This window comes from Hymenobacter segetis (genome assembly GCF_054776495.1).
This window is the reverse complement of sequence record NZ_BAAHBV010000001.1, coordinates 843290-869778: the sequence shown is the minus strand read 5'-3', so window position 1 is coordinate 869778 and position 26489 is coordinate 843290. Positions and strand designations below refer to the sequence as shown.

General features: G+C 58.7%; 23 protein-coding genes and 1 pseudogene. 19 read left to right on the top strand and 5 right to left on the bottom strand.

The window, feature by feature from the left end:
* The first annotated feature begins 7 nt into the window (after window positions 1-7).
* The 8 genes from ACYU70_RS03785 (at window position 8) to bshB1 (ending at window position 8889) form a co-directional block, all read left to right on the top strand.
* Complete coding sequence (locus ACYU70_RS03785; protein ID WP_342301012.1) at window positions 8-421, top strand: START-like domain-containing protein; 414 nt, start codon at window positions 8-10, stop codon at window positions 419-421.
* Window positions 422-519: 98 nt separating this feature from the next.
* Window positions 520-1974: an LptF/LptG family permease gene (locus ACYU70_RS03780; protein ID WP_342301014.1), complete on the top strand. Its 1455-nt coding sequence runs from the start codon at window positions 520-522 to the stop codon at window positions 1972-1974.
* A 133-nt stretch (window positions 1975-2107) separates the two neighbouring features.
* Entirely contained in the window at window positions 2108-2383 is a 276-nt protein-coding gene (gene rpsO, locus ACYU70_RS03775) for a 30S ribosomal protein S15 (RefSeq protein WP_342301015.1), read from the top strand.
* 199 nt (window positions 2384-2582) lie between these two features.
* On the top strand, window positions 2583-4754 hold the full coding sequence (gene pnp / locus ACYU70_RS03770; protein ID WP_342301017.1) for a polyribonucleotide nucleotidyltransferase: 2172 nt from the start codon (window positions 2583-2585) through the stop codon (window positions 4752-4754).
* 122 nt (window positions 4755-4876) lie between these two features.
* A complete protein-coding gene (locus ACYU70_RS03765) occupies window positions 4877-5740 on the top strand; it encodes a sigma-70 family RNA polymerase sigma factor (RefSeq protein WP_035566352.1) in 864 nt (287 codons plus the stop codon).
* A gap of 125 nt (window positions 5741-5865) precedes the next feature.
* Window positions 5866-6798 (top strand): thioredoxin-disulfide reductase, encoded by a 933-nt coding sequence (trxB, locus tag ACYU70_RS03760; protein ID WP_342301019.1) that lies wholly within the window; start codon window positions 5866-5868, stop codon window positions 6796-6798.
* A gap of 91 nt (window positions 6799-6889) precedes the next feature.
* Complete coding sequence (locus tag ACYU70_RS03755; RefSeq protein ID WP_342301022.1) at window positions 6890-8014, top strand: M23 family metallopeptidase; 1125 nt, start codon at window positions 6890-6892, stop codon at window positions 8012-8014.
* Window positions 8015-8169: 155 nt separating this feature from the next.
* Window positions 8170-8889, top strand: a complete 720-nt coding sequence (gene bshB1 / locus ACYU70_RS03750) for a bacillithiol biosynthesis deacetylase BshB1 (protein WP_342301024.1) — start codon at window positions 8170-8172, stop codon at window positions 8887-8889.
* A 303-nt stretch (window positions 8890-9192) separates the two neighbouring features.
* On the opposite strand, the gene ACYU70_RS03745 is transcribed toward bshB1, so the two are convergent.
* From ACYU70_RS03745 to ACYU70_RS03735, 3 genes are all read right to left on the bottom strand, one after another.
* Window positions 9193-9546, bottom strand: a complete 354-nt coding sequence (locus ACYU70_RS03745) for a DUF4260 domain-containing protein (protein ID WP_342301026.1) — start codon at window positions 9544-9546, stop codon at window positions 9193-9195.
* 149 nt (window positions 9547-9695) lie between these two features.
* Entirely contained in the window at window positions 9696-10292 is a 597-nt protein-coding gene (locus ACYU70_RS03740) for a Crp/Fnr family transcriptional regulator (protein WP_342301028.1), read from the bottom strand.
* A 243-nt stretch (window positions 10293-10535) separates the two neighbouring features.
* On the bottom strand, window positions 10536-10955 hold the full coding sequence (locus ACYU70_RS03735) for a secondary thiamine-phosphate synthase enzyme YjbQ (RefSeq protein ID WP_342301030.1): 420 nt from the start codon (window positions 10953-10955) through the stop codon (window positions 10536-10538).
* A gap of 172 nt (window positions 10956-11127) precedes the next feature.
* Between ACYU70_RS03735 and parS the strand changes: the two genes are divergently transcribed.
* The 3 genes from parS (at window position 11128) to ACYU70_RS03720 (ending at window position 12416) form a co-directional block, all read left to right on the top strand.
* Window positions 11128-11571: a type II RES/Xre toxin-antitoxin system antitoxin gene (gene parS, locus ACYU70_RS03730; protein ID WP_342301032.1), complete on the top strand. Its 444-nt coding sequence runs from the start codon at window positions 11128-11130 to the stop codon at window positions 11569-11571.
* A 123-nt stretch (window positions 11572-11694) separates the two neighbouring features.
* Window positions 11695-12147: an RES family NAD+ phosphorylase gene (locus ACYU70_RS03725; protein WP_342301033.1), complete on the top strand. Its 453-nt coding sequence runs from the start codon at window positions 11695-11697 to the stop codon at window positions 12145-12147.
* Between the two features lie 38 nt (window positions 12148-12185).
* Window positions 12186-12416 carry a hypothetical protein gene (locus ACYU70_RS03720; RefSeq protein ID WP_342301034.1) on the top strand — a complete coding sequence of 77 codons (231 nt, stop codon included), beginning with the start codon at window positions 12186-12188 and terminating at the stop codon, window positions 12414-12416.
* Between the two features lie 63 nt (window positions 12417-12479).
* On the opposite strand, the gene accC is transcribed toward ACYU70_RS03720, so the two are convergent.
* Window positions 12480-13991, bottom strand: a complete 1512-nt coding sequence (accC, locus tag ACYU70_RS03715; RefSeq protein WP_342301035.1) for an acetyl-CoA carboxylase biotin carboxylase subunit — start codon at window positions 13989-13991, stop codon at window positions 12480-12482.
* A 289-nt stretch (window positions 13992-14280) separates the two neighbouring features.
* Between accC and ACYU70_RS03710 the strand changes: the two genes are divergently transcribed.
* Window positions 14281-15528, top strand: a complete 1248-nt coding sequence (locus ACYU70_RS03710) for an aminotransferase class I/II-fold pyridoxal phosphate-dependent enzyme (protein WP_342301037.1) — start codon at window positions 14281-14283, stop codon at window positions 15526-15528.
* 252 nt (window positions 15529-15780) lie between these two features.
* Window positions 15781-15951: pseudogene (locus ACYU70_RS03705) on the top strand (histone H1); the annotation flags it as partial.
* A gap of 218 nt (window positions 15952-16169) precedes the next feature.
* Here ACYU70_RS03705 and tyrS read toward each other — a convergent pair.
* Complete coding sequence (gene tyrS, locus ACYU70_RS03700) at window positions 16170-17477, bottom strand: tyrosine--tRNA ligase (protein WP_460615892.1); 1308 nt, start codon at window positions 17475-17477, stop codon at window positions 16170-16172.
* Window positions 17478-17636: 159 nt separating this feature from the next.
* Between tyrS and holA the strand changes: the two genes are divergently transcribed.
* From holA to ACYU70_RS03670, 6 genes are all read left to right on the top strand, one after another.
* A complete protein-coding gene (holA, locus tag ACYU70_RS03695; protein ID WP_460615891.1) occupies window positions 17637-18698 on the top strand; it encodes a DNA polymerase III subunit delta in 1062 nt (353 codons plus the stop codon).
* A gap of 57 nt (window positions 18699-18755) precedes the next feature.
* A complete protein-coding gene (locus tag ACYU70_RS03690; protein ID WP_460615890.1) occupies window positions 18756-18965 on the top strand; it encodes a hypothetical protein in 210 nt (69 codons plus the stop codon).
* 246 nt (window positions 18966-19211) lie between these two features.
* Window positions 19212-22472 (top strand): tetratricopeptide repeat protein, encoded by a 3261-nt coding sequence (locus ACYU70_RS03685; RefSeq protein ID WP_460615889.1) that lies wholly within the window; start codon window positions 19212-19214, stop codon window positions 22470-22472.
* 36 nt (window positions 22473-22508) lie between these two features.
* Complete coding sequence (locus tag ACYU70_RS03680; protein ID WP_460615888.1) at window positions 22509-24311, top strand: TonB-dependent receptor; 1803 nt, start codon at window positions 22509-22511, stop codon at window positions 24309-24311.
* A gap of 152 nt (window positions 24312-24463) precedes the next feature.
* Window positions 24464-25693: an HU domain-containing protein gene (locus ACYU70_RS03675; protein ID WP_460615887.1), complete on the top strand. Its 1230-nt coding sequence runs from the start codon at window positions 24464-24466 to the stop codon at window positions 25691-25693.
* Window positions 25694-25701: 8 nt separating this feature from the next.
* Complete coding sequence (locus ACYU70_RS03670) at window positions 25702-26400, top strand: MotA/TolQ/ExbB proton channel family protein (RefSeq protein WP_342299855.1); 699 nt, start codon at window positions 25702-25704, stop codon at window positions 26398-26400.
* Window positions 26401-26489 lie beyond the last annotated feature (89 nt).

Sequence of the window (26489 nt, the reverse complement as noted above, 5' to 3'; positions counted from 1 at the left end):
CCGTACTATGGCATTGCCTGATACTCAAACTAAAACGCGTTTCGTGGTGGAATTCCCCATTAACGCGTCACCCAAGATTCTTTTTCCTTACCTGGCTACCGCCTCGGGCCTTTCCCAGTGGTTTTGCGACGATGTGCGCTACGTGGAGGGCCAACGCCTCAATTTTATCTGGGATAACGACAACCATTACGCCGAGATTTCGGGCCAGCGCCTCAATAAGGCTGTTCGCTTCGTGTTCCTTGATGACCACCGCCAATCGGTGCTCGATGCCAATTTCTTGGAATTTACCCTCGATTCATCACAGGTGACGGATGAAGTGTACCTGCGCGTGGTTGATTACTCGGCGGGCCACGATGCTGCCGAGCAGCACGAAATGTGGGAAAGCCTGGTGGCCAAGCTGCGCGACCAGGTGGGCGGCTAACCAGCCCAATTCTTTCATAATGGTGCTGCGGTACTTTTTTATCTGAACTTTCGTTTCTGCGCTGGCGCGTTCTTTTGCGCCCCCAAGCGCTGCCTACCATGCTCAAAAAGCTCGACAAGCTTATTCTAAAGGCCTTTGCCGGCCCGTTTCTGCTCACCTTCGCAGTGGTGCAGTTTATTCTGCTCACGCACACCTTACTCAAGTATCTGGACGATATCATCGGCAAGGATTTGGGCACGGGGGTGCTGTTGCAGCTCCTGTTCTATTTCAGCGTGCTCATTGTGCCCGTTTCGCTACCGCTGGCCGTGCTGCTATCCTCGCTGATGACCTATGGCAACCTGGGCGAACACCACGAACTCACGGCCATCAAGGCCTCGGGCATTGCGCTCACCCGCATTCTGCGGCCGGTGTTGCTGCTCACGGCGGGCCTGGCCATCGGCGCGTTCTGGTTCAACGAAACCATTGTGCCCCGGGCCAACCTCAAAGCCTATAGTCTTCTGTGGGACGTGCGCCAGCAAAAATTGGCCTTGGACATCCGCGAGGGCGTGTTTTACAGCGGTATTCCCGGCTACACCATTAAGGTTGATAAGAAAACCGGCGAAAACGGCGACCGCCTGCACGGCGTCATGATTTATGACCACACCCAGAAATCGGGCAACGCCACGGTGATGCTGGCCGATTCCGGCCGCATGTTTACTACGCTAGGGGGCGGTTATCTGAATCTGGAACTGTTTCACGGACACAACTACATCGAGCAGCCTGATTCCCGTGACCGTGCCGGGGCCAGCTTTGTGCGCCAGGGCTTCGACCACAACGTCATAACCTTCTCGCTGGCCTCGTTCAGCCTGGGTCGCACCAAGGAGGACCTGTTTAAGGAAAATCGGATGATGCTCAACATCCCGCAGCTGCATTCCGCTACCGATTCGGTACAGAAAAAGCTGCATGTGGAGCAGCGGCAGCTTCCCCGTCAAATGAATGCGTATTACACCTTCGCGCGATTCGATACTACCGGGCGCAAGGCCAACCAAAAGGTGGAAAGTCTCCAAGTGCCTGCTACAAAACTGGCTCCCGTTACCGCTTCCATCATCCAGCAGGCTGCCAACCGGGCCCGCAACCTCCAGGCTTTCGCCAACTCTACCTCCGAGCGGCTGAATGACTACGCCCGCAATTCGGCCCTGTTCCGGATTGAGGTTTACCGGAAATACTCGCAGTCCGTCGCGGTGCTGCTGATGTTTCTGATTGGGGCGCCGCTGGGTTCGATTATCAAGAAAGGCGGCCTGGGCGTGCCTATTCTCATTTCCATCCTCTTTTTCATCGTGTACTATGTGCTCAGCATCATGGGCGAGAAGTACGGCCGTGAGTTTGTGATGCCGGTAGGAGTGGGCATGTGGATGTCGAACCTGGTGTTGCTACCGGCGGGCTTGTTCTTCCTCTACCAGGCTTATAACGACTCCGGTTTGCTGGAAATGGATTTCTGGCGGCGGCTGCCGCAGCGCCTGGGCATTCCGGCGCTGCGCAAAATCACGGAGCCGGAGGAAGAGGTTGTTGCGTAGGTCTGGCACAAATCTCAACTCCGCGCTTTCATCCTGTTTTTAAATTTCGTACCTTTGCGGCACCCCAATGTGTGGGGTACACAAATTTCTTTTTTCATCCTAAAATCTAAGACGGGGTAACACCTATCAACCGATGATTTTAACTACAGAAGCAAAACAGGCCATCTTCGAAAAGAACAGCCTGCAAAAAGTGAAAACCGACACTGGTTCGGCCGAGGCGCAAATCGCCCTTTTCACCCACCGCATCACCCACCTCACCGAGCACCTCAAGGTGAACAAGAAGGACCACAGCACCCGCCTGGGCCTTCTGAAGCTGGTAGGTAAGCGTCGCAGCATGTTGAACTACCTGCAGCACCGCGAAATCAACCGCTACCGTGCCATCATCAAGGAGCTGGGCATCCGTAAGTAAGTCCAGAATCTGAGAGTAGGGAGCCTTCCAACGAAGGTTCCCTACTCTTTTTTTGTTCGGGTTGGTTTGGCCCCGAGGCCGGCCCGGAAAGCTGTTTTACCATCGGTGCCTTGTTGTGTTTACCTGAGTAACGAGGGCCGTGCGCGGTGCTCGTTTTTGGCTGCTCGCCCGCTGTCGCTTATCCAAGCAAATCCCGCTGATGTCCCAACCCCACGCCATTACCAAAACCCTGGCGCTGCCCGACGGCCGCGTTATCTCCATCGAAACCGGCAAGCTGGCCAAATTCGCCGACGGTGCCGTCGTGGTTCGCCTCGGCGATACCATGCTGCTCGCCACGGTGGTTTCGGCCCCGAGCCAGCGCGAAGGCGTTGATTTTCTGCCCCTGTCGGTGGATTATCAGGAGAAATTCGGCTCGGCCGGCAAGATTCCCGGTTCGTTTCAGCGCCGCGAAGGCCGCCTGAGCGACTACGAAATCCTGGTGTGCCGCCTCGTCGACCGTATTCTGCGGCCGATGTTCCCCAAAGACTACCACTACGAGGTGCAGGTAATGATTACCCTCATCTCGGCCGATAAAGAAGTTCAGCCCGATGCTTTGGCCGCCCTGGCCGCCTCGGCTGCGCTGTCGATTTCCGACATTCCGTTTGCTGGTCCGATTTCCGAAGTGCGCGTGGCGCGCATTGACGGCCAATTCCAGATTAACCCCAAGACATCCGACCTGGCCCGCGCCGACATGGACCTGATGGTGGGCGCTACCGCCGACTCCGTGGCCATGGTAGAAGGTGCCATGAAGGAAGTGAGCGAAGAGGAAATGGTGGCGGCCATTGCTTTCGGCCACGAAGCCATCAAGGCCCAGTGCCAGCTGCAGAAAGATTTGGCCGAGGCCGTGGGCCGCACCGCCGACTCGCCGACTCGCGAGTACCCCAAGTACGAGGAGAACGAGGAGCTGAAAAAGACCATTCTGGACGCCGTGTATCAGGGTGCTTACGCTGTAGCCCGCAGCGGCAACACTAGCAAAGGTGGCCGTAAGGAAGGCTTTGGTAAAGTGAAAAAAGAGGTGCTGGAGCACCTGCTGTCCGTGGATGCGGAGTTGAACATGAAAATGTTCAGCCGCTACTATGGCTCGGCTGAAAAGAAGGCTATCCGCGACATGATGGTGAAAGAGCGGGTGCGTCTCGACGGCCGCCAGCTCACCGAAATCCGTCCTATCTGGTCGGAAATCAACTATCTGCCCGGTGCTCATGGCTCGGCTATTTTTACTCGTGGCGAGACTCAAAGCCTGACCACGGCCACGCTTGGCACCAAGCTCGATGAGCAAATCATCGACCAGCCGCTGGCCAAGGGCTACTCGAAATTTATGCTGCACTACAACTTCCCCGGTTTCTCGACCGGTGAGGTGAAGCCGAACCGTGGCGCTGGCCGCCGCGAAATCGGCCACGGCAACTTGGCCCTGCGCTCGCTGAAGCAAGTGCTGCCCCCCGAAGACGAAAACCCCTACACTATCCGCATCGTGTCAGACATTCTGGAGTCGAACGGTTCCAGCTCGATGGCCACCGTTTGTGCCGGCTCGCTGGCGCTGATGGACGCCGGTGTGAAAATCACGGGTGCCGTGTCGGGCATCGCTATGGGTCTGGTTCAGGATAAAGAAACCGGCGAATACGCTGTACTGAGCGACATTCTCGGCGACGAGGACCACCTCGGCGACATGGACTTTAAAGTAACCGGTACCGAGAAAGGTATTTGTGCTTGCCAGATGGACATCAAAATCCAGGGCCTGAGCAATGAGATTCTGACCGCCGCGCTGCATCAGGCCCGCGCCGGCCGCCTGCATATCCTCGCCGAAATGGCGAAGACCATTGCCGCTCCGGCGGCCGAGCTGAAGCCTCACACGCCGCGCTCGCACAAGATGTTGATTGACAAAGAATTTATCGGCGCGGTAATCGGGCCGGGCGGCAAAGTCATCCAGCAAATCCAGAAGGACACCAACGCCACGGTAATTATCGAGGAGAAGGACGAGAAGGGCCACGTAAGCATTTATGCCTCCAACCAAGAGGACATGCAGGGCGCTATCGACCGGATTCGCGCTATCGCCGCGCAGCCCGAAGTGGGCGAGGTATACAAAGGCAAAGTGCGCAGCATTCAGCCCTACGGCGCTTTCGTGGAGATTATGCCGGGCAAGGATGGCCTGCTGCACATCTCAGAAGTGACCCACGAGCGGATTCAGACGCTGGAAGGCTTGTTGGAAGTGGGCCAGGACATCGACGTGAAACTGGTGGAAATCGATAAGAAAACCGGCAAGTACCGCTTGTCGCGCAAGGTGTTGCTGCCCAAGCCGGAGACGGCGGCCGCCAGCAACGGCGAAGCCCAGGCGTAGTTATCCAGGCAGTCCGAACTAATGTCAGAGGAAGCCTGTTGGCTACCTCTGACTTAGGGGACTGTCCGGACAGCTTTTTCTTTCGTATAACCCCATCAGATATCGTTCTTACCTAGTCCCCAATGAGACAGCTAAAAATTAGTAAGCAGATTACCAACCGCGAAAGCCAGTCGCTGGATAAATACCTCCAGGAGATTGGCAAGGTTGATTTGCTCACGCCCGACGAGGAGGTGACGCTCGCGCAGCGCATCCGCGACGGGGACCAGCAGGCGCTGGAAAAATTGACTAAGGCCAACCTGCGTTTCGTAGTGTCGGTTGCAAAACAGTATCAGAACCAAGGTCTTAGCCTCGGTGACCTCATTAACGAGGGTAACCTCGGCCTCATCAAAGCGGCTAAGCGTTTTGACGAAACTCGGGGCTTTAAATTCATCTCGTACGCCGTTTGGTGGATTCGCCAGTCGATTCTGCAGGCCTTGGCCGAGCAGAGCCGTATCGTACGTCTGCCCCTGAACCGCGTGGGTTCGCTGAACAAAATCAGCAAATCCTTCTCGGAACTGGAGCAGAAGTTCGAACGTGAGCCTTCGCCTGAGGAAATTGCTGAGGTTCTGGAGTTGACTACTTCGGAAGTAGTGGACACGCTCAAGATTTCGGGTCGCCACGTATCGGTGGATGCTCCGTTTGTGCAGGGCGAGGAAAACCGTCTGCTCGACGTGCTCGAAAACGAGGACGAGGAGTCGCCGGACATGGCACTGATGAATGACTCGCTCCGCAAGGAGGTGCAGCGCGCCTTGAGTACGCTCACTAAGCGCGAAGCTGACGTGATTACGCTTTACTTCGGGCTGAACGGCGAAGCCGCTTTGACCTTGGAGGAAATCGGCGAGAAGTTTAACTTGACCCGCGAGCGGGTGCGTCAGATTAAGGAGAAGGCTATTCGTCGTCTGCGGCACACGTCGCGCTCGAAGGCGCTGAAGCCTTATCTGGGCTAACTTCTGCTTAGTTTTGTTGTTGCAAAAACCCCGGCTGTAAGGTTGGGGTTTTTTGTAGCGCATGCTTTTGCCTGCGCAATTTTACACTGACCTTAAAACGCGCAAGCTCAAGCGTGCGCTACGCAATGGAACACATTAAATGCCTGATTATCGGCTCTGGCCCAGCTGGTTATACTGCTGCTATTTACGCTGCTCGCGCCAACATGGCGCCCGTGATGTACATGGGTCTGCAGCCCGGTGGCCAGTTGACGATTACCAACGACGTTGAGAATTTCCCCGGCTACCCGGACGGAATTATGGGCCCGGAGATGATGGAAGACCTGAAAAAGCAGGCTACCCGTTTCGGCACCGATATTCGCTATGGTATTGCCACGGCGGTTGATTTCTCCGTGCATCCGCGCAAAATCACGATTGACGAAACCATCGAGTTGACGGCCGATTCCGTGATTATTGCCACCGGGGCTTCGGCCAAGTGGCTGGGTATTCCGTCGGAAGCCAAGCTGAACGGTTCGGGTGTTTCGGCTTGCGCCGTGTGCGATGGATTCTTCTATCGTGGGCAGGAAGTGGCCATTGTGGGCGCGGGCGACACTGCGGCTGAGGAGGCGACCTACCTTGCCAACCTGTGTAGCAAGGTGACTATGATTGTGCGCAAGAGCGAGATGAAAGCCTCGAAAATCATGCAGCAGCGCGTGCTGGACAACCCCAAGATTGAGGTACTGTTCGATACGGTAACGGATGAGATTCTGGGTGAGCATGCGGTGGAAGGCGTGCGCGTGAAAAACGTGCTGACCCACGAAACCCGCGAAATCGCGCTGACGGGCTTTTTCGTGGCCATTGGGCACGAGCCGAATTCCAAGATTTTCCAGCCCTACCTGCACCACGACGAGCAGGGGTATCTGAAAACGATTCCCGGCACCAGTAAGACGAATATCGACGGCGTGTTTGCCTGCGGCGATGTGCAGGACTACACCTACCGCCAGGCCGTGACGGCCGCCGGCACCGGCTGCATGGCCGCGCTGGATGCGGAACGGTATTTGGCTGCCATGGGCATACACTAAATTTGTCTTTTAAGCGTCATGCCGAGTATTCTGCGCGCCAAGCAGAATGCTCAGCATGATGTGCGGAGACAATCTGTTAATTTATTTGCTTTTGACTATCCTGAAAACAACATTCTGGCGCCCGGTGCTACTGTTGCTGGCGCTGCTCTGGCTGCTGGTTGGGCTGAGTCCGGCCCAGGCGCAACGCCGCAAGGCCCCGCGCACCAAGGCTAAAGCCGGCAGCACGACCGGCAAGTCGGATTTCTTCCGCATCAAAACGCCCCGGATGCGCTACGTGCGGCCGGACACTACCACGGTTATTGAAACCGAGGAAATACCCGACGACAACTCGGACGCCGCGAAATCCATCTATTTCAATCCGGCCAAAAAGCTCAGTATCGTGAGCGAAGACACCACGACGCTGAACGAGGGCGGTCAGGAAATCGTGGAGATGTCGGAGGAAGTATTGATTGATTCGTCGTGGGTGAAGGTGGCGGGCTATTATTCCATCTGGGACACGCACCGCGTGAACCCCTACCGCGTCGACGGCCGCAGCTACCGCGACTCGCTGAAGCTACACCTCACAGACCCGCCCCGGCAGCGCTACGCCAAAATGCCGCTCCTGACCACGCCCATCACCTCGGGCTTCGCTTTCCGGGGCTACCGCTGGCACTACGGCATGGACCTGGATTTGGAAACCGGCGACTCAGTGAAAACCGTGTTCGACGGCGTGGTACGCATTCAGGCCTGGGACGGCGGCGGCTACGGCAACTACATTCTGGTGCGCCACTACAATGGCCTCGAAACAGTGTACGGCCACCTAAGCAAGGCGTTGGTAACCGTGGGCACCTTCGTGAAAGCGGGCCAGCTCATCGGTTACGGTGGCAGCACGGGGCGCAGCACGGGCTCGCACCTGCACTTTGAAGTGCGCTACCAAGGCAACCCCATCAACCCGGTGCTGATGTATGATTTCCCCGGCTACAAGCTGCGCAAGGACAATTTTACTATTACTTCAGCGCTGTTCAACTACTACAGCCGCGCCCTCGGGCACCGGAGTAGCGGGAGTCGCAGCAGTGGTTCGCCTTCGCGGGCTAGGCAAGTTGTCACGCACAAGGTGCGCTCCGGCGATACCATGTCGGAAGTGGCCGAGCGGTATGGCGTGCGGGTAAGCACCCTGAAAAAGCTGAACCCGGGGGTGCGCACTTTGCAGCCGGGCAAAAAGCTGCGGATTAAATAAGCCGCTCTACTACCAACCCAACCGTCATGCAGAGCGCAGCGAAGCATCTTTACCGCCACCACTAATTCAATAAATACGAGTTAGTGGCAGCGGGCAAGATGCTTCGCTGCGCTCTGCATGACGTTCTTTATTTCATTAAGTACCAAAATTTCCCCATGAAGCTTGATATCTTGGCCCTCGGTGCCCATCCCGATGATGTAGAAATGTCCTGCACCGGCACGCTGCTGGCCAGTATGGCGGCCGGTAAAAAAGTTGGTATCGTCGACTTCACGCGGGGCGAGCTGGGCACGCGCGGCACACCCGCCATTCGGGCGGAAGAAGCGGCGGCGGCGAATAAAATCCTGGGTATCGATATCCGCGAAAACCTGGGCATGGCTGATGGTTTCTTTCGCAACGACCGGGAGCACCAGTTGCCGCTTATTGCCGCCATTCGCCGCTACCGGCCCGAAGTGGTGCTGGCCAACGCCATTGATGACCGGCACCCCGACCACGGCCGCGCCGCCCAGTTGGCCATTGATGCCTGTTTTCTGGCCGGGCTGCGCATGATTGAAACCATCGGCGACGACGGCCTGCCGCAGGAAGCCTGGCGGCCTAAAAACGTGTACCACTACATCCAGGACCGGCAGCTGCCGCCCGCTTTTGTGGTGGATATTACGCCGTACTGGGAGAAGAAGTGGGAGGCTATTCAGGCCTTCAAAACCCAGTTCTTCAACCCCGATTTGGACGCCCCGCAAACCTACCTGTCGAGCCAGGCCTTTAGCCGGTTTATGGAGGCGCGGGCGCGGGAGTTTGGCCACATCATCGGGGTCGAGTTTGGCGAAGGCTTCACTGTGGCCCGGCCGGTAGGAGTACGCGAGGTGAGCGACTTGCTGTAATATCCGGCCATTGCAACGGCCTCTATGGGCCGGAGTCAGGCCGCCAAAGCTTCCGCTGACAGCTTCTGAAACGATAACTGCCCCCGGCCTGAGAATACTCTTGGAGGCCGCCACATACGAGCGTGGCGGCCTCCTTTACTTTGTGAGCAGGAGAAAAATTCAGTCCCTGCTCGATACCCTGGCCGCCATGTTTCTGGTGCGGCAGGTGGATGGGGAGCGGGCGTACGCGGGGTAGAGGGCACCAGCTAAAAACAGGGCCGTGCCAGCAGTTTTGTGAGCATTTGCCGTCGTATTGGCGCGAACCTACGCCCGCCCAATCTGCCCCAGGTGCGTATCCTTAAAGCCGGTGACGTACTTCAGGCCGTAGCCCAGCATCCGGTCGAAGGCGCTGTGGAAGAACAGCACGGTGCCCGCCAGGAGCAGCAGTGGCTGCCCCAGTGCCCAACCGGCCAAGCCCACGGCTACGGCCAGCGCCTTGTGGTGAAACAGGTTGTAGCTGGCAGTGCCCACCCGGGGGCCGGCCAGGTAGCCCAGCATACTCAGGTCGGGCAGCAGAAACGTGGCGGGCAGCACCCACCAGGCATACGGCAACTGGGTGAATACCACCACGGCCAGCAGCATTTCGGCCAGTTCTTCGGTTTTCAGCAGGTTTTTCATGGGGCAAAAGGGTTGGGTGAATGATGACCCAAAATTCCGACGGCCCCATGCCCATTCTCGTTAACAAAAGCTAAGAAATGCAGGCTGGTCTTGGGCCATCCGGACAAAAAAGCCGTCATGCCCACCACGCACATTTCACCACTTGCCCGTTACTTCCTGCTGCTTCCCCGTGTCACCCGCGCCCGGATGCGGCTTAGCGATACCGGCGTTATGCCCAGATAGTTGGCCACCAAGTGCTGCGGAATACGCTCCAGAATCTTCGTTTTGCCGCTGCGCAGCAGGGCCAGGTACCGCTCTTCGGGCGAGAGGAGCAGCTGCTCGACCAGCCGGGCATCGGTGCCCAGGAGGTGGTACTCGGCCACGAGCCGGCCGAACCGCTCGTACACCGGCCACTCGTTGTAGAGTCGCCGCAGCACCGCGTAGTCGAACACCACCAACTCGCAGTCCGTCAGCGCCTGGATGCTGAGCTGGCTGGGCTGGCCAGTGAGGCAGCCGGGGTAGTCGCCCAGCAGGTGGTTTTCGAAGAAGAAGTAGGTGGTGCGCTCCTCGCCATCGGGCCGTGGATAGTAGAGGCGGCAGGCTCCGTGTAGCAGCAGGGCTAGCTCGGGCCGCCGCTGCCCGGCCTCCACAAAGTGCGCCCCCCGGACCAGGTGGCACGGCCTCAATGCCGCCGCCAGCGGGGCCCACTCGGCATCGCTAAGGGTGGGCACGAAGCGTTGGAGATAGGCGCGGAGGGGGTGAAGCATGCTGGCGACAAAAACGGTATTAACGTTTTTAATTTCATAAAAATAGCCAACGTAGAACCTTCGAAGAAAGTAAGTTGGTAGTTCAGTAGGAAAAATAGTTTGCCTGCGCGGAGCCGAGGCAGGTAAACTATTGTCCTCATAACATGACAAATGAGAAACTACCCCGGCCGCGCTTGCGACCGGGGCGGTTTCTCATTTCAGCACCCGCGCTTATTTCCCTGATGCTACAATACGTTTTCTTAATCACTCGCCCATCAGCGTGAGCACCAGCGAGCGCCGGCCGCCGTGGTCGCGGTGCTCGCCCAGGTAGATGCCCTGCCAGGTACCTAGGGCCAGCCGGCCGTTCGTGACCGGGATGCTGACGCTGCTGCCCAGCATGGCGGCTTTCAGGTGGGCCGGCATGTCGTCGGGGCCTTCGGATTTGTGGTGGAAGTAGGGGGCATTTTCGGGTGCCGTGCGGTTAAAAAACTGCTCGAAATCGTGGCGCACCGTGGGGTCGGCATTTTCGTTGATGCACAGGCTGGCCGAGGTGTGCTGGATAAAAACATGCAGCAGGCCGGCCCGCACCCGCGCCAGCTGGGGCAGCTCCTGAAGTACGTAATCAGTGATGAGGTGGAAGCCCCGGTACATGGCCGGCAGTCGCAGCTGTTTCTGAAAAATCATCGGTAGTGACGTAGGAAATACGGTAGGCATACGTGGCCCTGGCCTACTGGTAACAGAGGTAGCCGATATTCGCTCCTGTACTCTGCCAACGTGCCAATGGAACAAAGGGAAATATTTCTCCGTTATTAGGGAAATATTTCCCATATTTGGGTAAGAATTAACTCCCATACCCATGACTGCCACCGCCACACCTCCCGCCGCAGTTTACTCGCCCGCTCTGCTGGGCCTGCAAGCCACCGTCGCCGATTCCTTCGCCCTCGTGATGGAAGCCCGCACCGGCATCCCCGCCAAAACCGCCTTCGACGTGGCCGCCCTCCTCAAGCTCACCGCCGACGAGTTGGCCGACCTCCTGCACACCACCACCAAAACCCTGCGCGCCTACCGCGAAGGCAAAAAGCGCCTCGGCCCCGCCGCCAGCGAGCAAATCCTGAAACTACTGGCCTTGGCTAGTCAGGGCGAGGAAGTATTCGGCTCGCTCCCGGCCTTCCGCCGCTGGCTCGATAAGCCCGCCTACGGCCTCGATAACCAGCCCCCGCTGGCCCTGCTCGAAACCAGCGGTGGCATCGACCTCGTGGCCGATGAAGTCGACCGCATTGCCCACGGTGACTTGGCTTAATTTCTTTTAAGATAAGAACGTCATGCAGAGCGCAGCGAAGCATCTCGCGTGCCGCCACTAACTACTACGACTGATTAATGCTGCACGCGAGATGCTTCGCTGCGCTCTGCTGACGTTCAATAAGTGGAAATCTACCGCATCTGCCTGGCCAAATACGCCGGTGAATTAGTCGCCTCCGGCAACCCCGGCCGCTGGAATCTGCGCGGCCAGCTGGTCATCTACGCCGCCGGCAGCCGCGCCCTGGCCTGCCTCGAAAACGTGGTGCACCGCAGCGGCGAAGGCCTCAACAGCCTCTTCAAAGTCATCCGCATCGACGTGCCCGACGCCCTGCCCATCGAAGAGCTAACCCTGGCCCAGATGCCGCCCGAGTGGCAGCTACCGCGCCACTACGCCCGTTGCCAGCCCCTGGGCACCGCCTGGTACCAGCGCCAAACCGCCGCCATCCTGCGGGTGCCATCCTCCATCATCGCCCACGAGCACAACTACGTGCTCAACACCCGCCACCCGGATTTCGCGCAAATTCGCATCGTGGGCTGGGAGGATTTTGAGTTTGACCCGCGAATTAAGGAGCAATAAAAAACGCAGTTACTTAAACTCCCTTAATCAGACGATAAATGGATTTAAAAACGTTAGAAGAAGCACTAGTAACAGGAAAGTTTCGCGGCTGGCACCTAAGCGGTGGCTTACTGAATGAGACTTACACCATTGGCAAAACAGCTCGTGGATGGGAAATTTATTACAGCGAGAGGGGGCAGAAATCTAATTTGAAAATCTTTGCCAGCGAATCTGAAGCGTGCAAATGCTTTTGGGATACTATTAATGGTGACAGATTAACGAAGATGTAGGCGCACTAAAAAAGGGAAGCCTGGCATCAGCCAGGCTTCTCTTTTCTGTTAAAGTTGAGGGCATTACCGCACGCCCAATCGGTTCCGCCGCCAGCCCGATGCGTCTGTGCCACCAGTTTCGCCAGTTGCGGCAGCGGCTTTGGGTTTCTTGTCGCTAAGGAGCATGGCACCCAGCGCGGCGGCTATTTTGGCCGTGGCCTCGTCCGGCGCGGCGGGGGCGAGGGTGGTGGGCGTGAAATGGTCGCGGATGAAGTTCGTATCGAAGTTGCCACTCACGAAGGCGGGGTGCGTGAGCACGTAGCGGCCGAAGCCCAGCGTAGTTTCGATGCCCGTGATTTGATACTCCTCGATGGCGCGTAGCATGCGGGCAATGGCCTCGGCGCGGTCGGCCCCGAAGGTGACCAGCTTGGCAATCATCGGGTCGTAGTAAATCGGAATGTCCATTCCCTGCTCGAAGCCGTCGTCCACGCGCACGCCGGGGCCTTGGGGGCGCACGTAGGTGGTCAGCGTTCCGATATCCGGGAGGAAATTGTTTTGCGGGTCTTCGGCGTACACGCGCAGCTCCAGGGCGTGACCGGTGATGGTGAGGTCGGCTTGTGAGAAGGCGAGGGGCTCGCCCTGGGCCACTTTTATCTGCTCCTTCACCAGGTCGAGGCCGGTGATTTGTTCCGTCACAGGGTGCTCCACCTGGAGGCGGGTATTCATCTCCAGGAAGTAGAAATTGTGCTTGTCGTCGAGGAGAAATTCCACTGTGCCGGCGCCGGTGTAGTCGCAGGCACGGGCCACGTCCACGGCGCACTGGCCCATTTGGGCGCGCAGCTCGGGCGTGAGCACCGAGGAGGGCGCTTCCTCAATCACCTTCTGATGGCGGCGCTGGATGCTGCACTCGCGCTCGAACAGATGCACGATGTTGCCATGCTCGTCGCCCAGCACCTGAATCTCGATGTGGCGCGGGCCAGTCACGAACTTCTCAATGAAAACCGCGCCATCGCCAAAGGCCGATACCGCCTCATTAATGGCCAGCTGCATTTGCTCCTCAAACTCGTCGGCATTATTAACAATGCGCATGCCCTTGCCGCCGCCGCCGGCCGAGGCCTTAATCAGAATCGGAAAGCCCACTTCATGCGCAATCACCTTTGCGGCGGCTACGTCGGAAATAGCTTCATCGGTACCGGGCACCAGCGGAATGTTGTAAGCCTTCACGGCCTGCTTGGCCGAGAGCTTGTCGCCCATGATTTCCATTGCCTCGGGGCTCGGACCCACGAAAATCAGCCCCGCCTCACGCACGGCGCGGGCAAAACCAGCATTCTCGGAAAGGAAACCGTAACCGGGGTGAATGGCATCAACGCCCAACTCTTTGCAGACTTCGAGAATCTTGTCGCCGCGCAGGTAGCTGTCTTTTGAGGCGGGCGGGCCTACGCACACGGCTTCATCAGCGTAGCGCACGTGCAAGGCGTTACGGTCGGCTTCGGAGTAGATGGCCACGGTGGCAATGCCCATTTCCTTCGCGGAGCGCAGCACGCGCAAAGCAATTTCGCCCCGGTTGGCGACGAGCAGCTTGGAGATTTTTTTCATGTGGGTGGGAGTGAGGCGCAGGAGGGATTTCTGGGAGAAGGACCGTCATGCAGCGCGCTGTATGACGGCCGGGTTTGTGCTATTCTGCACAAAGCGCCCACAAAGAAACTGCGAAACCACAGCCCATCGGCAAACCCTTGGGCCATTCCCCGGTTGATTAGCCCAAATTATGTACATCCGCGACGCGGTGGCTACCTTTGTGGATAGCCCTGTTTTGGGTTGTAAAGTCAATAGCAATTCCCAAAGCGGCTGTTCTTCCGCTCTTTTCTCACCCTATACCGTTTTTTCAGTGGATATTTTTGACCGGGTTTCGGCCAACCGCGGGCCTCTGGGTTCGCATTCAAGCTACGCGCACGGCTACTTTGCTTTCCCCAAGCTGGAAGGTGAAATCAAGCCCCGCATGATTTTCCGGGGCAAAGAAGTGCTCACCTGGAGCCTGAATAACTACCTCGGCCTGGCCAACCACCCCGAGGTGCGCAAAGCCGACGCCGACGCTGCCGCCGATTACGGCATGGCCCTGCCCATGGGCGCACGCATGATGAGCGGCAACTCCACCCTGCACGAGCAGCTGGAAGACGAGCTGGCCGAAATGGTGATGAAACCCACCGCCACGTTGCTCAATTTCGGCTACCAGGGCGTGGTGTCCATCATCGACGCGCTGGTGAACCGCCACGACGTGATTGTGTACGACGCCGAGTCGCACGCCTGCATCATCGACGGGGTGCGCCTGCACGCCGGCAAGCGGTTTGTGTATAACCACAACAACATGGCCAGCCTCGAAAAGCAGCTGGAGCGCGCCAAGCGCCTGACCGACGAAACCGGCGGCGGCATCCTCGTCATTACCGAGGGCGTTTTCGGTATGTCGGGCAACCAGGGTGACCTGCGCGGTGTGGTGGCACTGAAGGAAAAGTACGACTTCCGTCTGTTCGTTGACGATGCTCATGGCTTTGGCACGATGGGCGCCAAAGGAGCCGGAACGGGCGAAGAACAGGGCGTGCAGGACGGTATCGACCTTTATTTTTCGACCTTTGCTAAGAGCATGGCGAGCATCGGCGCATTCGTGGCCGGGCCCGAAAGCGTAATTGACTATTTGCGTTACAACATGCGCAGCCAGATTTTCGCCAAATCGCTGCCCATGCCCCTCGTAGTGGGCGCGCTAAAGCGGTTGGAGTTGCTGCGCACCCAACCGCAGCTTAAGGAAAATCTCTGGACGATTGTGCGCGCCATGCAGAGCGGCCTGCGCGAAAAAGGCTTCAATCTGGGTACCACTACCTCGTGCGTAACGCCCGTGCTGCTGGAGGGCACAGTGGCCGATGCAACGCAGGTAACGCTGGATTTGCGTGAGAATCACGGTATTTTCTGCTCTATTGTGGTGTATCCGGTGGTGCCGAAAGGCGTGATTATGCTGCGCATCATCCCCACGGCCTCCCACACGCTTGCCGATGTAGAGGAAACGATTGTGGCGTTTACCGCCGTGGCCGAGAAGCTCAAAAAGGGCCTCTACAGCCGCACGACTGCGATTCCGGAGGCGGTTTAAAACTGCCTCGCCAAGTGCTGACGCGGGCTGCCTGAGAAGGCGGCCCGCGTTTTTGTTTTTGGACTATTCTAATGGGTTGGCCATTTGCGCATTTTGCGCAAATGGCCTTTTTTTTGGCGAAATCTGCCTCTGAAAGCCGGAGAGGGGTTTTTAAAAAAAAGTGAAAAACTTGCTTGCATTTGAAATCCCTGTATATTAGGGCCGGATTAACACCACCACAAACTCATTTTTCACCCCCAACCCCAACTTCCAATGAACAATTTTGGCAAACTGAAGGACCTCGTGATGTCGCTCGAAGACGATTTCTCGAAATTCTACGACAAGCAGAACGCTGCTGCTGGCACCCGCGTGCGCAAAGGCATGCAGGAGCTGAAAACGATGGCCCAGGCGTTCCGCACCGAAGTGCAGAACACCAAAAACGCTGGTGCTGCCACGGCTGCTCCCGCTGCTAAGAAAGCCGCTCCCGCTGCTAAGAAGGCTGCTGCTCCGGCTGCTAAAAAAGCTGCTCCTGCTAAGAAGAAGTAATCCATACCACGGATTCGCTCGGATTCTTCGGATTTCGCGGATTCTGTGGACGACAAAAAAGGCCCTACCGATTGGTAGGGCCTTTTTTATTGTGCAGCTTGGCTAAGCAAACGCGACTAGACGAACTCAATCAGGTAATGTTTCTTGCCTTTCTTCACCACAAGATACTTGTTGTGAAGCAGCGCTAAGTCAGATACCGCTACTTCTGGCGAAGCCACTTTTTCGCGGTTGATGCTGATGCCGTTGGATTGAATGAGCTTTCGTACTTCGCCACGGGATGGCAGAATCTGTTTGTCGGTGGCCTCGCTGAGAAGTACAGCTACATTCATATCGGCCGCATCTGCAAGGGGCACTCGCACATGAATTTCTCCAGCAAATACATCCAACAGAGTTGCCTCATCGAGGGCAAGAAAGTCGCCGCCACCAAAAAGTACCTGAGATGCGGCTAAAGCAGCTTCAAAAGCAGCTTCGGAATGCACGCGAATAGTCACGTCTTTGGCTAAGGCTTTTTGCAGCGTTTTCAGGCCCGGATTTAAGGCGTGCTCGGCTTCAATGGCCAGGATTTCCGGCTCGCTCAGCAGCGTGAACACGCGGATAAGGCGCGGGGCGTCGGCATCGGCCGAGTTCAGGAAAAACTGGTAAAACTGGTAGGGCGAGGTGAGGGCAGGGTCGAGCCAGACGGTGCCGGTTTCGGACTTGCCGTACTTGGTGCCGTCGGCTTTGGTGATGAGCTGGCCGGTGAGGGCGTAGGCTTTGGCTTCGCGGTCTTCGGCATTGGCAAGGCGGCGGATGAGCTCGGTGCCGGTCGTGATGTTGCCCCACTGGTCGCTGGCGCCCATTTGCAGGGTGCAGTTCAGCGTTTTGTTGAGGTGTACGAAGTCGTAGCCCTGCAGCAGCTGGTAGCTGAACTCGGTGTAGCTGATGCCGCTGCTATCATTACCCTCCTCGCCGCCGATGCGGCGCTTCACCGAATCCTTGGCCATCATGTAGTTTACGGTGAGGTGCTTGCCCACTTCGCGCAGAAAGCCCAGGAAGCCGATTTCCTTGAACCAGTCATAATTATTCACGACCAGCGCGCCGGTGGGGCCTTCGCTGAAGTCCAGAAATTTCTCCAGCTGGGCCTGAATGCCGGCCTGGTTGTGGCGCAGGGTGGCTTCGTCGAGCAGGTTGCGCTCGGCCGATTTGCCGCTGGGGTCGCCAATCATGCCGGTAGCGCCACCTACGAGGGCCACGGGGCGGTGGCCGGCGCGCTGCAAGTGCACCAGCAGCATAATGGTAGCCAGGTTGCCGATGTGCAGCGAGGCCGCCGTGGGGTCGAAGCCGATGTAGCCGGTGATGGGCGCGTTGGTGGCGAGGTGTTCGGCAGTGCCGGGCATGGCGTCGTGGAACATGCCGCGCCAGGTGAGTTCTTCAATCAGGGACATACGTACTTGGGTACTGGGGCGCGGACTTCGGGGGAGTTGAGTTCCCGGTCCGCCGCCGATAATAAAGAGGCGCAAAGGTAGGGGCGGGCACAGGCAAGCCCTAATTTTGCAGTGGGGCCGCCTTGTCCCGCCGTTTCAAAATACCCTAGCCCTCCCGCTGTGCCCATTCTCGAAGCCGACGCGATACTTAAGCAGCTCCAGCAGCGCCAGTTTCAGCCCGTGTATTTTTTGCAGGGCGAGGAGCCGTACTACATCGATGTAGTGGCCGATTTGATTGAAAAAACCGTGCTGGCGGAGCACGAGCGCAGCTTCAACCAAGTGGTGGTGTATGGCAAGGACGTGGACGTGACGGCCATTCTGGGCCAGGCCAAGCGGTTTCCGATGATGGCGGAGCGTTCGGTCGTCATCGTGAAAGAAGCCCAGACTGTTGCCGATTTGGAGCAGGAGCGGAGCTGGCCTTTCCTGGAGGCTTACCTGAAAAACCCGCTGCCCAGCACCGTGCTAGTGTTTTGCTACAAGCACAAGACGCTGGATAGCCGCAAGAAGCTGGGTAAGCTGCTTTCTGGGAAAGACTCGCCGGTGGTGCTCATGACCAGCAAGAAGCTCTACGACAACCAAGTGCCGCAGTGGCTCACGGCCAACGTGCGGGCGCGCGGCCAGCAAATTACAGGACAGGCTACGGCCATGCTGGCCGAGTACATCGGGGCCGATTTGGGCCGGCTGGCGAATGAAGTAGACAAGCTGGTGCTGAACCTGAAGCCCGGCCAGCCCATTGATGAGGAGCTGGTGCAGCGGCTGGTGGGCATCAGCAAGGACTACAACATTTTCGAGCTGCAAAAGGCGCTGGTGCAGCGCGACGTGCTCAAGGCCAACCGCATTCTGGCCTACTTTGCCGCCAACCCCAAGGCCAACCCGCTCATCCCAAACCTGACGCTGCTGTTTAACTTCTTCACCAAGCTGCTGGTCCTGCACCAGGCCGGCGCGAACCCATCGGATGGCGTGTTCAAGAGCCTGGGCATCATGAACAGCTTCGCCCAAAAAGAATACCAGCAGGCCATGCGCGTGTACCCGGCCGAGCGGGTGGTGGGCCTCATCCACAACATCCGGCGGGCCGATGCACAGAGCAAGGGCATCGAAAGCGGTTCGATGGACGATGCCGAGATTTTGCGGGAGCTGGTGTGGCTGATTCTGCACAACGTGCCGGCCGGCGTGCTGGGGTAACGCCAGGCGGGCTCTGGTCGTAATAAGGGAGTATTTCACCTTAATTCGATTTCACTCATGAGCGATAACCAACCTAGTGGCACCCTCGGGGGCCTGATTGCCGGCCTGTTCGGCGGCAACAAAACCAATGAAGATGGTACGCAGCGGACGGGTGCTTCGCCGTCACGCAAACTGGTAGGCGGCGCATTGCTGGCCGCCGGCGCCGCTTACCTGTACAAGCGCTATAAAAGCGGAAACCTGAATGTGCCCGGCATCACGCCAAAATAAGCCTGCGTCTAACGCATGGATGGTTTGAGCCCCGTTGGCAGTAGCTGACGGGGCTTTTGTTTGCTTACATGAACGGGAATCAGCGCCCGTTTATCTCACTGCTGAAGTAGATGCGAAGCCAAGTCGGGCCGGTGCCGCTGGCAATGAAACCCGCATTTCCGCGTTGGCTGGGCAACCTACGGGCATTTATCGCTACTTTTGGCGAGTTCTCGGGCCCGGTGCGGCCCCTCCACGACAGGTATTTACATGAAGCTATTTCCCCGGCTGGCGCTGGCCGCCACTCTGAGTGCCGCGGCACCCATGGCAGCCCAGGCCCAGCAAACCCAGGTTTTCGCCTCCGATGAGCGGCACTTTCAGGAAGGGTTGGAGTTGTTTGACCGCGGCCAGTACGGCGCGGCCCAAGAGGCCTTTCGGCAGTTTCTGGCCATTGAGCCGGTGCACAGCAGCCAGGCCGGACCCGCCGCCGGCGACCGCACCGCCGATGCCGAGTACTACTACGCCGTGAGCGGCCTCTACCTCTCGCACCCCGATGCCGAGGGCCTCATCTTGGATTTCGCGGCCAAACACCCGGCCCATCCGCAGGCCGCCGCCGCCTATTTCGAGCTGGGCAAGTTCTACTTCGACCAGAAAAACTACGAGGCGGCCATCCGCTACTTCACCAAAGTAGCACCCGACAACCTGAGCAACGACCAGCGAGCCGAGTCCGATTTCAAGCTCGGCTACAGCTACTTCGAGCAAAAGGATTACGAAAAAGCCCGTCTGCTGTTCGACCGCAACAAGCAGGTGCAAAGCCAGTACAAGTACGCCAGCTCGTACTACGCCGGCTACCTCGGCTACCGCGCCGGCGACTATGCCGCCGCCCGCGCCGACCTCGGCGTGGCCGAGCAGAACGACGCCTACAAGCCGGTGGTGCCCGCCATCGTAACCCAGATTTACTACAAGGAGGGCAACTACGACGGGCTGATTGGCTACGCCACCAAGGCGCTGCAAAACACGCCGCCGCCCCAGAATTCCGACGAAATTCAGCTGCTGGTGGGCGATGCGTACTACCAGAAGCAGCAATACAAAGAGGCCGCCGAGTACTTCGATAAGTACGCCGCCGTGCACCAGAACCGGATTGAGCCGGCGCTGCAGTACAAGATTGGTTTCGCCAACTACAAGATGGGTGACTTCAAGGGGGCCATCGCCAACCTGAAGAACGTGGCCGTGCGCCGCGATTCATTGGGCCAGAACGCCGCCTACCACCTTGGCCTGAGCTACGTGCAGGCCAACCAGAAACCCCAGGCCGTAACGGCTTTCGAGGCAGCCCGCCAAAGCACCTTCGACAAGGCCATTGCCGAAAACGCCACCCTCAAGCTGGGCCAGGTGCAGTACGAGCTGGGCAATTTGCCCGAGGTCATCAACGTGCTGCGCGACTTCCGCAAGAAATTCCCGCGCTCGAAAAACCAGCCCGTAGTTGACGACCTGTTGGGCAACAGCTTCTTAGCGTCTACCGACTACAACCAGGCTATTACCTACCTCGAAGGCATCGACGACCGCAGCGAAAAGCTGGATGCCACCTACCAGCGCGTGGCCTATTCGCAGGCTGCGTTGCTGTACAACAACGGCAACTACGCCCAGGCGCTGCCGCTGCTGGATAAGTCGTTGAAATTCCCGTCCGATGATGGTCTGCGGGCGGCGGCGCAGGTGCTGCGGGGCGAGATTTTCAGCGTGGGCCAGCAGTACCCCGATGCCATTACAGCGTATGCGGCGGCGGCCCGCTCGGCCCGGCAGGGCGGCGTGAGCCCTGAAGAAGCTGATTTTGAGCAAAAGGCCCGCTACGGCCTGGGCTATGCCTATTACAACACCAAGCAGTACGACAAGGCCCGCCCGCAGTTCACCGCCTTCCTAAACGATACCGACGCTAAGCCTTCGGACCCGAACTACTACGATGCAACCCTGCGGCTGGGTGATATTAACTACGTATCGAAAAGCTACCAGCAGGCCCTTGACCAGTACGACAAAGTCATCAAGGCCAACGCCGCCGATAAGGACTACGCCTACTACCAAAAAGGCCGCACGCTGGGCCTGATGGGCCGCCGCGAGGAAGCCACCAGCACGCTGGCCGCACTGCTCAAAGCCAGCCCCAATTCGCGCTACGCGGAGGATGCCGTGTTTCAGCAGGCGCAGCTTTCGTTTGAGGCCGGCGAGTACCAGCCGGCCGTGGCGGGCTTCACGCGCCTGATTGAAGGCCGGCCCACCAGCCCCCTGATTCCGCAGGCGCTGCAGAAGCGCGGCGTGGCCTATGCCAACTTGGAGCAGCAGGACAAGGCCGTGGCCGATTTCCAGCAGGTGCTCACCAGCTACCCGCGCAGCGAAGCCGCCTCGCAGGCGCTCTATAACCTGCAGGAAAGCCTGACGGCACTGGGCCGCACAGAGGAATTCGATGCGGCGCTGGCGGCTTTTAAAGCCAATAATCCTGCCAGCAAGGCCACCGAAAGCGTGGAGTTTGAAGCCGCGAAGTCGTTGTATCTGGCTGAGAAATACCAGCCTGCAATCCTACGTCTGGAGTCCTACTTGAAGCAGTACCCGGAGTCCGCCCTCGGAGCTGATGCCCGGTTCTTCTTGGCTGATTCGTACCTGAAAACCGGCGACAAGCAGCAGGGCCTGACCCGCCTGCGCGCCGTGGTGACGGAGGGCAAAAGCGAGTTCGTGAACCGCGCCGTGGGCCGCCTCGCCGACCTCGAATTCGAAAACAAGAACTACACCGAAGCCGCCAAGCTCTACGAGCGCCTGCGCGGGGCCAGCACCAACCGCCGCGAAGTGGCCAACGCCACCCTCGGCCAGATGCGCAGCCTGTACGAGAGCGGCGATTACCCCGGCACCCGCCGCGTAGCCGAGGAGCTACGCGCCCAGGCCGGAGCCACCGCCAACGCCACCAATGCCGCCCTGCTCTACTTAGGCAAGGCCAGTCTGCGCGCCGAGAGCTACGACCAAGCCGCAACCGAGCTGGCTACCGCCGTCACGGCCGCGCCCAACGACATCAACGGGGCCGAAGCGCAGTATTACCTAGCCGAAACCCTGTTCAAACAGAAAAAGAACGAGGAGGCCAAAGCCGCAGCGCTTAAAGTAAACTCCGATTTCAGCAGCTACTCGCTGTGGCTGGGCCGCGCCTTCCTGCTGATTGCCGACATCTACGCCTCGGAAGGCGACAACTTCCAGGCACGCGGCACGCTGAATTCACTCATCGACAACAACTTCCCAGTGCCGGAAGTCCTGGAAACTGCCAAGAAGCGCCTCAAAACGTTGGGGGCCGACCAGCCCGAGGAAACCGCACCGCCCACCAAAGCGCCGGTGAAAGCGCCAACCAAGGTCCCGGCTAAAACGCCCACTCCGACCAAAGCTCCGGCTGCCCCAACCGGTACTCCCGCCAAACCGGCCACCACGCCCACCAAAGGCAAGGCTCCGGCCCCCCGCACCAACCTGCGCGGCACCACCACGGCCCCGGCCGATACCACTCAGCGCTAGGAACGGCGCGATTTTTCCAAAGAAAACCATTTGCTGATGAAGCGTTTGACGATAGATAAAAGCCGTTCTGCTAACCCTGCTGGCGCTAAGCTGGCCACTGGCCTGGCCCTGGCGGCCGTGCTCGTGGGCGGCGTGGCACCTGCTGCCACCGCGCAGGCCCAACCCACTAAAGGCAAGTACAAGGGCAATATTGAGGAGGCCGAGATTGAGATTGTGAAGGAGCGGGTGAACCAACTGCCCGAAGCCACCCGCAACTACGATAAAATCAAGCTGCCCGCCCCGCCCAAAGTCGAGCGTAAGGTGGCCTACACCTTCCCCGATTTCCGTCTGCCCGCCGACCGCCTCACGCCCTCGGTGAAGGTGCTCACCATCCGGGCCGAGGAGCCCACGCCGCTCACCGGCAACTTCGTAAAGGCGGCCATCGGCAACTACGGTACGTTTTACGGGCGCGGCTATTTCCACAGCACCCGCAATACCGACCACGCCTACGGGCTGGATATCAAACACGTAAGCTCCATCCAGGGACCGGTGGACGGCAAGAATTCCCGGATGTCGGAAACCAGCGCTCACCTTATGGGCGAGCTTTACCGGGGCACCGGGGCCTTTGGGGCCACGCTGGATTTTGGCCGGGAGCGCTACAACTTCTACGGCTATGAGAAAGCCGCCAACGGCAGCCCAGTAGTAGCACCGGAGTCCGGCGATATCAAGCAGACCTTCAACCGCTTCGCCGTAAAAGCCTATGCCCACAACCGCGACCCCGAGCAGCAGCTGACCTACGATGCCGGCATTGGCTACCGCTACTGGGCCGATAATTTCGCCGCTTCTGAAAACGACGTGCGCCTGAATGCCAAAGTCGGCTACGCCCTGGGTGAATCGAGCCGCCTCACGGTGGCCGCCGATGCCTCCTTTATTTCGGATAAGGACCAAGCTGCGCCTTCCCTCAAAACGCCCAGCCCGCTGCAAACCAGCCGCACACGCACTTTCGTGCAGGCCACGCCGGCGTATGAGTTTCTGCGCAACAACATCGCCTTCACGGTGGGAGCCACGCTGGGCTATTCGTCCGACACCACCACCAATGTGAGCAAGGGCGTGATATACCCCGCCGTGCGCCTGGGCTACACCATTGAGCCTGAGAAATTCATGGTGTACGCCGGCCTCGGTGGGGCCCTGCAACGCGTGACCCGCTACGACCTCAGCACCGAAAACCCCTGGCTGAACCGTGGCCTGAACGTGGCCGATACCCACCGTGGCCCCACGGTTTACGCCGGCTTCACGTCCACGCCCGCCCGAGGCTTGGAGTTCAACGTGAAGGCCACCTACGCCCGCGACCGCAACCTGTACTTCTACCTCAACAATCCCATCGACCCCACCAAGTTCGACCTCGTGTATGACCAGAACGCCACCGGCGTGCTGAACATCCACGGCGAGTTGCTGTATAATGCGGCTGAAAAATTCCGCCTCGGAACCCGCCTCGACTATAATAAGTATGCCCTCAAAAACCTGCCGCTGCCGTTTCATCGCCCCGAATTCCAGGGCTCGGTGTTCGGTACCTACAATGTTTTCGACAAGCTGATGTTAGGTGTGGAAGGCTACTTCTTCGCGGCCAGCTACGGCATCAGCTACCGGCCGGCTACCACCGCCGGAGCCGCCCGGGTAGCCGATTATTACCGCGCCTCCGACCCGATTATCGACCTGAATCTGCGCGCCGATTACCGCATTACGCCAAAAATATCCATCTTTGCAATGGGTAATAACCTCGCCAATCGGCAGTACCAGCGTTTCTACGGCTATCCCGTGAAAGGTATTAACGTATTGGGCGGAGCTACTTACACCTTTTGATAGGGAACTTGAGGTCTTAGGGTCTTGGGAACTTGGATGTTAGGAATTGAAGCAGGCCTGCCTCGGGTTGGCGCTTCTGATTTTGGATATTCAACTTTCTCAATACTTGAGAAGGCCGGGTGCCCACGTCTCAGAATTCCCAAGTCCCGCATATGCACCTCGCCGACCACATCCGCCCCTTGCTCCGTGACCACGATTGCGTGATTATTCCGGACTTCGGGGGATTGGTGGCCGATGTGTCGTCGGCTCGCGCGCAACCCGGCCGCCAAGCCCTGAGTCCGCCCACCAAACTGGTGGCCTTTAACCAAGCCCTGACCCGCAACGACGGCCTGCTCGTCGATGCCCTGAGCCAGCACCTGGGTCTCTCTATTGCGCAAGCCCGTGAAGCCGTGCGCACCGCCGTGGCCGGCCTCCAGCAGGAGCTCGACGAAACCAACCGGACCGAGTTGCCTGGCATTGGTATTTTCCGCCGTGCCGCCGGCCGGGGTCTCGCATTCGAATATACCGGCACCGATAATTTACTGGCCGCCGCTTTTGGCTTGCCGGAGCTGGCCGCCCGCCCCGTGCGCGTGGCCGATGCACGCGTCAAAAGCGCGCAGCCCATCCTGCGCAGCGGTGGAGCCCGTCGTTCCACCCTGGCGCGGCTGCTGCCGGCCAGCATCATTGCCGTGGCCGCAAGCCTGTTGCTGCTGGCCAACTATCAGGTCGCGCTGAAAACCGGCTACCTGCCCGTGAGCTGGCAGGCTGCCATGCCGCAGTGGGAGTGGGCGCAGCGCCAATCCGGCAATATCACTCCAGTTATCACCGAGCCCCAGCAGGCCACGCTGAGCCAGCAGGATTACAGCACCACCGCCAACAGCAGCACCAGCCCCGCGGAAGGCATGACGCCGGTAGAAAATACCACCGCGCAGCCAGTGCCGGAAATGGTAAGCGACAGCATCGCCCCGGCCAGCCTGCCACTTAAAAAGGAAACCCCGAAAGCCGTAACCACCGCTGCACCCGCAGTAACTGAAGCAGCTCCGGCCGCACCCAAAGAAATTGTCAATTCGGCTCCTGCGGTTGCCGCCGCCGCACCGGTAGCGCCGGCCGTGGCCCCTGTTCGGGCCAAAGCCCCGGCCGCCACAGCCAGCGCCGTTACAATTAAAAGCCGCACGGGTCGTTTCTACGTCATCGCTGGGGCTTACCGCAGCTTGGCCGGTGCCGAGCAGGGGCGCAAGCTGCTGGCCAAAAGTGGCCACGCCTCGCACATCATTCTGCCGCCCTTTGGCAGCCGGCTGTTCCGCCTCACTGCCGCTGACTACCCCGACATGGCCTCTGCCCAGCGCGAAGCCCAGCGCCTGCGCGTGAGCACGCACTGTGACTACAATACCTTGAAATTTTAACCGTCCGCATGTCCGTATTCCTCCTGCAAGTGGTTCCTGCCGCTGCCGATACTGTTAATACTGCCGCCGCTGCTGCTGCTCCAATTGCCGATACCAGTGTCCCCGTCATCGACCTGCTGCTACGCGGTGGACTGATAATGATTCCGCTGGTAGCCCTTTCGCTTCTCTCGGTTTACATTATTATTGAACGTTATTTCACCATCCGCCGGGCCGCCGGCAACCCCGATGCTTTCATGGCCGGCATCCGTTCGCTTATGGTGAAGGGCGACTTGGCCGGGGCCAAGCTCTATTGTGCGCAGAATTCCTCGCCACTGGCCCGCATGGTAGAGAAAGGCTTGCGCCGCATCGGCCTGCCGCTGAAGGAAATCGAAACCAGCGTGGAAAACGTGGGCAAAATTGAAATCGCCCGCCTCGAAAAAAACATCAGCATCCTGGGCATTATCGCCGGCATCGCGCCGATGATTGGCTTCGTGGGTACCATCATCGGGGTAATCAAGATTTTCTATTCCATTGCCGCTACCAAGGAGTTTGGTATCCCCCAGGTGGCTGATGGCCTGTACGTCAAGCTCGTGACTTCAGCTACCGGCCTCATCGTTGGCATCATTGCCCACGTTGGCTACCACTGGCTGAGCATTCTGGTTGAGCGCATGGTGTTCCGTATGGAAAACTCGGCCATTGAGTTCATGGACATTCTGCAGGACAACTAATTGAGTTAAGAGTTAGGAGTTAAGTGTTAAGGGTTGGCGTCGCCTGAGTCTTCGGATTCGCTTCGTTAACTCTTAACGCTTAACTCCTA